The following is a 4,905-nucleotide window of genomic DNA, read 5'->3' as shown; positions in this document are numbered from 1 at the left end:
GGCGTAATTCCTTTGTTTTTTTGTGGTAATTAAAATTCTAAAGAATTACGCCTTTTTTGTAAATTTTTTTTATAACTCGAAATTCGACCTACTATAAAAAAATTGAGATGGAGGAATGGGTAGAATGAAAAAGCTGTTTATATCTTTTATGTTAATGAGTGTTTATTTTTGCTCTTATGCCTCAGATCGCTTTGTGATGCATAATGAAGTTAATTATGATATTGAATTTATGAAAGATGGCGATAGTCCGAATAATTTCAAATTATATTCAAATATAATTGAACTTGAAAAAAATTTTTTAAATAACTGTGAAAAGATTACTGATGGAGATGATTTTTTAGGAGAATGGATTTTAGTTGATGATGACCGGACTCCACAAAACGTGGTCAGTTATAATTTATGCAATTTAACAAGCATAGTAAAACTTAATGGATATTACGTTTTGGATAATTATGGTAATAGATCTTTTATCTACAGAAATAATAATGGACGCTTGTATATTTACACAAGATGGATAAATATAATTAGAATGTTTGAAGTAATGGATGATAAATTATATTTCTATATAACACAAAATAATAAGTGGATTCTTGATCCTATTCATAAGGAGGGAAAATTCTACTTTGTTAGGAAATGAGAAGAAGTTGAATACATAAGAAAAATATATGAATATATATACAGAGGCACGGACGAAGAGGTCTGCCATGAGGTTGGTCTTGTCGTGCTTTTTTTTAATAATTTTTTGTTTTTTTTGTAAAAGAAATTTCGACCTGTTATTCATGCGGCCTGCCCGAAACCAGGGCAAACCGCATGAATTTGCTGCTATGCGACTGTTACAGTTTCAGAAACTGCCTCTACAAGATACTTCCGCTCGTAGCCAGATTTTCCGGCGTAGCGGGTGCGGACAACAATTTTGTATTTTCCGCTTTCAAGTTCCTGAGGAAGTGCAAATAAAAGCTTGGAAGGCAAGTTGTAAATCAAGGCTGTTTCAATTTTTGCCCATTTGCTTTCATCGCTAGAAATAATTCCGCTTTCTGCAACCGGCGCAAACCAAATTCCAGAATCTTCTCCGCCGACTTTTAGGCTTGAGCCTTCGACCAGAACAGAGCTGCTTGCGGAAAGGTTTTCATCTCTTTTGCCGGTCGCCACATCCGTAACGCTTGTAACAACTCCGCTTGGAGCAGTATATTCAGAGGCTGCGATTTCAACATTCTGAACAGCGTCTTTTAATGTCTGTGTCGCGGAAAACTTTACTGTCAGCTTGGGTTTTCCGTTTTCATTGTCAACGCTGCCTTTTCCTGCAATGTAGAAAATCCCTAGCTCACCGAACTTTACGGCATTTCCTGCAGAAAGAACCTTCAGAACAGTGCCTGCATAGGCATTTAATACACTTGCGACAGTTCCTAAATCCACAAGCGGAATCGCCTCCGCCATAGAATCAAGAATGTTCTGAGTGCTGTAGGTGTAGCGTTCCACACGTCCGTAAAAGCTTTCAGCTCCGTCCTTTGCAAACTGATTTTTCTGTAACTTAACGGACACTCTTCCGTTAGCTGATTCATGAAGCTTGATAAATGCATTGTTAGTTTCCATGGTTAACTTCCTTTGCCATGAGACCGGCATTCTGCCGCGCGCCTAACAAAATGCCAGAAATCATGGTATAATAAAAATGTACAAGGCAATTCGCAGAAACTCTGTATTTGCTTTGTTGATAAGAAAGATAGCACTTTCGCAGAAGAAAAAACGGATGCAAAAACATGAGATTTTTAATGCAATATTATCCTTAAAGGCTTATAATATATAGAAGAAATCAGTCTGTTTTTTTTTAACGGATTTGAATCGGATGGTATTTTGGAGTTTATGACTTTTCAGCAATTTGCAAAAACGCTTCGTCCTTATTACGGAGAAAACATAAATCAGGATGAATTCGTTGTTTTATTATTTGACAACATTCTGGACAGGTACAACGAAAACGCAAAAGGCAATTCTCCAGCGCATATAGAATTCCGTTCATATAATCCATTAAAAAACGATGATAAATTCCAGCCTGACACAATAGCAAGATATTATAACGGGAACAGAATTTCCCCTGGCACATACAGCCAGATGCTGAAATATCTGAACACAGATAATTTTATTTCTTTCATGGAAAAGCCTTCCAATCCCACGCTGGAAATGGATGTTGACTTGGTGGAGTCGATAAAGGAATTCTGTCCAGATGTTTCAGCCGAAAACTATCCAGAAAAATATGCAGAGCTATTTGCAAAAATAATTCAAAAAGGCGCAAAAGAACCTAAGAAACAGTCCGGAAGAAAAAAGAAAATCCATTATCCGGAAGGCACAAGCGCAGGCTCGATGGAAACACTTGAAGATAAAATCACAGCCGCCGTTAATTTGATTTCCAAAAGCATAAAGGCGGAAAATTTGCCAGAACCTCCAAATATAACTTATTGCATAAAAGAAAAAATCAAAAAAGACAATCATCTTATTAGAAGCATAGAAAATGACTTGGTTTATTTTGATGTAGTGAACAAGGCTTTTGTTTCGGCAGCAGAAAACGGAGGAAAGCCGCCTGCCTTTATATGCCAATGCATTCATAACCAATATTTACGGTTAAAGGAAAAGTATTTTACCGAAAAAGAAATCGTAGACAATATGAAAAATTATTTTGCTCCAATTGCATTGACTCAGCCGAATTCTCCCGAAGTAGGAATTATAGTTTCATATTTTATTCAGCTATGCGAGGTTTTTGATGCTCCTGCCAGATAAAATGATAAGGTACAATGAATCCGTAATTTCAAAATTTGTTCCTGTTTTGCAGGCTATGGTTTTAAATGAAAGAATTTTTCCGGAGCAGCTTTATAAAAATGTAAAAAGTCATTTTTCATCTCTTTCTGAATTTATACAGACCTTGGACGCTCTGTACGCGCTTGGAAAAATTGATATAGACAATGCGACAGGAGAAATAATATGCTTGTAGAAATTCAAAGCGATGTTTTTAAAGGCAAATATATTCAAGATGGAAAAATAGAATTTCATAAAGGCCTTAACACAGTTGTTGCAAACGAGTCCACAAACAATTCCACAGGAAAATCCAGTTTTCTGCTTGCTATTGATTTTGCTTTTGGCGGAAACACCTATGTTACAGGCGGCGGAAAAATCATTGAAAATATCGGGCATCATGCAGTCAATTTTGCATTTGAATTTAAAGGGGAAAAAGTTTATTACAGCCGTTCCACAGAGGATTTGAATAATGTCAACGTTTGCGATAGCGGCTATTCTGTTATTGATAAAATTTCCCTTAAGGAATTCCAAAAAAGACTTGCCGAAAGCTACGGCTTTGAAGATGAGTCTCTTACATTCAGAGGAGCGGTAAGTCCGTATTTTAGAATATCCCATAAAAGCTCAAAGAATCTTGAGGAATTCTTAAAAGGAAATTCAATGGAAAATGCCCGCGACTGCGTTGTTAATTTTGAAAAACTGTTTGACCGGTACAAAGAGATTGCGGCGGAAAAAAATAACGCCGATGACGCTGCAAAAGCAAAGGAAACTTTCAATGAAGCAGTAAAAAGAAATTTCATACAGTCTTCTATAAAAACGGATTCTGATTTAACAGCTGTATATGAAGATATAAACCGTCTTAAAGAAGAGCTTTCTGAGCTGAGAAGGACGAATGATAAAGAAATCCTTGCATTTGATTCTAATAATGCTGAAAAACTTCAGGCTATTGAGAAGAAATATAAAAGCATAAGCATTAAGAAAACAAGGCTTGAAAACAAGATTGCTGTCGCCGAGCATTCTATTGAAGGGTTGGCTTCTCCTACAAGGGAAGAGCTTTCTGTTCTCCAGTCTTTTTTTCCTGGGATGAATGTAAAAAAGGTTTATGCGGTTGAAAAATTCCATGAGTCTCTTGCAGAGGTTTTAAAGCTGCAAATAAATGACGAGATTCAGTATTTGACGATGAATCTCAACCAGACTAATTTGGACTTTGAGGCAATAAAATCTGAATATGAAAAAGCTCTTCCTGACGGAACTTTTTCAAAGGCGGCATTTGATGTTTATGGGAAAAAATATCTTGAACTTCAGCGGCTTTACGAATGCATTGAAAACTATAAAAAAGGAAAACTCATTGCGTTAAAAGATTCCGCAGCAAAAAAGGAACTGAATAAAAAGGAAATCAATGTTTTAGATGAAATAGCAAGCCAGGTGAATCTTAACATGGCAGCTTTGAATGGACATATACAGAATGGCAAATGGAAAAATCCTATCCTTAAATTTTTTGAGCCAAAGACAGGCAATGCAAAGGGCGTAAGCCGGTATTCAATAATTTCTGGAACAGACAAGGGAGACGGAACAGAAAGCGCGAATATCGTGATGTTTGATTTGTCCATTTTAAAACAGACAAAGCTTCCTGCAATGGCGCACGACCTTTTTGTCCGCAATGAATTGGATGCGGAAAGAAAAGAAGGCTGCATCAAGCTGTATGCAATGGAAAAAGAAAAACAAATCTTTACAGCGTTCCGTTCCATTTATAATTACAGCCCTGAAGTCCAGACAATCATTGAAGATAGCTGCGTATTAAAATTGTCTACAGATGGCGGAGAACTTTACGGAAGTAGCAAGTGGGTAAAAAAATAAATCCAAAAAGAGCATTCTTTACAGGTAAACAGTCTATTTACCCTGGGTAAACAATATATTTACCTGCGGTAAATAGACTATTTTCCTAAGGTAAATAAGCTATTTGCCAATGGAAAATAACATATTTACTCAAGGAAAATTTTTTTATTTAGTCTGAATTTCGAGTTTTGATAAGAACAGTAATTTAAGTGTCATTCCCGTGCTGCGACACTGCGATGTTTACGCAGTAAACTTGGTCAGGAATCTGTTGGAAATTTTCAATAGATTATC

5 protein-coding genes are annotated in these 4,905 nt (G+C 36.3%); 4 read left to right on the top strand and 1 reads right to left on the bottom strand.

Annotated features, from left to right (window positions below; translation table 11 throughout):
• Nucleotides 1-124: 124 nt before the first annotated feature.
• Nucleotides 125-637: a hypothetical protein gene (locus B3209_RS07470; protein ID WP_296662523.1), complete on the top strand. Its 513-nt coding sequence runs from the start codon at nt 125-127 to the stop codon at nt 635-637.
• Between the two features lie 185 nt (nt 638-822).
• On the opposite strand, the gene B3209_RS07465 is transcribed toward B3209_RS07470, so the two are convergent.
• A complete protein-coding gene (locus tag B3209_RS07465; RefSeq protein WP_296662522.1) occupies nt 823-1,590 on the bottom strand; it encodes a DUF4469 domain-containing protein in 768 nt (255 codons plus the stop codon).
• 267 nt (nt 1,591-1,857) lie between these two features.
• Here B3209_RS07465 and B3209_RS07460 point away from each other — a divergent pair, with 267 nt between their 5' ends.
• From B3209_RS07460 to B3209_RS07450, 3 genes are read left to right on the top strand one after another with little or no spacing between them, the layout of a single operon-like run.
• The gene (locus B3209_RS07460; RefSeq protein WP_296662520.1) at nt 1,858-2,766 is read left to right on the top strand and encodes an ABC-three component system protein; all 909 of its coding nucleotides are present in this window, start codon (nt 1,858-1,860) and stop codon (nt 2,764-2,766) included.
• The gene (locus tag B3209_RS07455; protein ID WP_296662519.1) at nt 2,750-2,977 is read left to right on the top strand and encodes an ABC-three component system middle component 7; all 228 of its coding nucleotides are present in this window, start codon (nt 2,750-2,752) and stop codon (nt 2,975-2,977) included. Before B3209_RS07460 ends, B3209_RS07455 begins: the two co-directional genes overlap by 17 nt.
• A complete protein-coding gene (locus B3209_RS07450; protein WP_296662518.1) occupies nt 2,968-4,635 on the top strand; it encodes an ATP-binding protein in 1,668 nt (555 codons plus the stop codon). Before B3209_RS07455 ends, B3209_RS07450 begins: the two co-directional genes overlap by 10 nt.
• The last annotated feature ends 270 nt before the right edge of the window (nt 4,636-4,905 follow it).

This window comes from Treponema sp. UBA6852 (assembly GCA_002449305.1).
Classification (GTDB): Bacteria; Spirochaetota; Spirochaetia; order Treponematales; family Treponemataceae; genus Treponema_D.
Note: the sequence above shows the minus strand (reverse complement) of the source record. Positions and strands in the feature narration are given on the sequence as shown.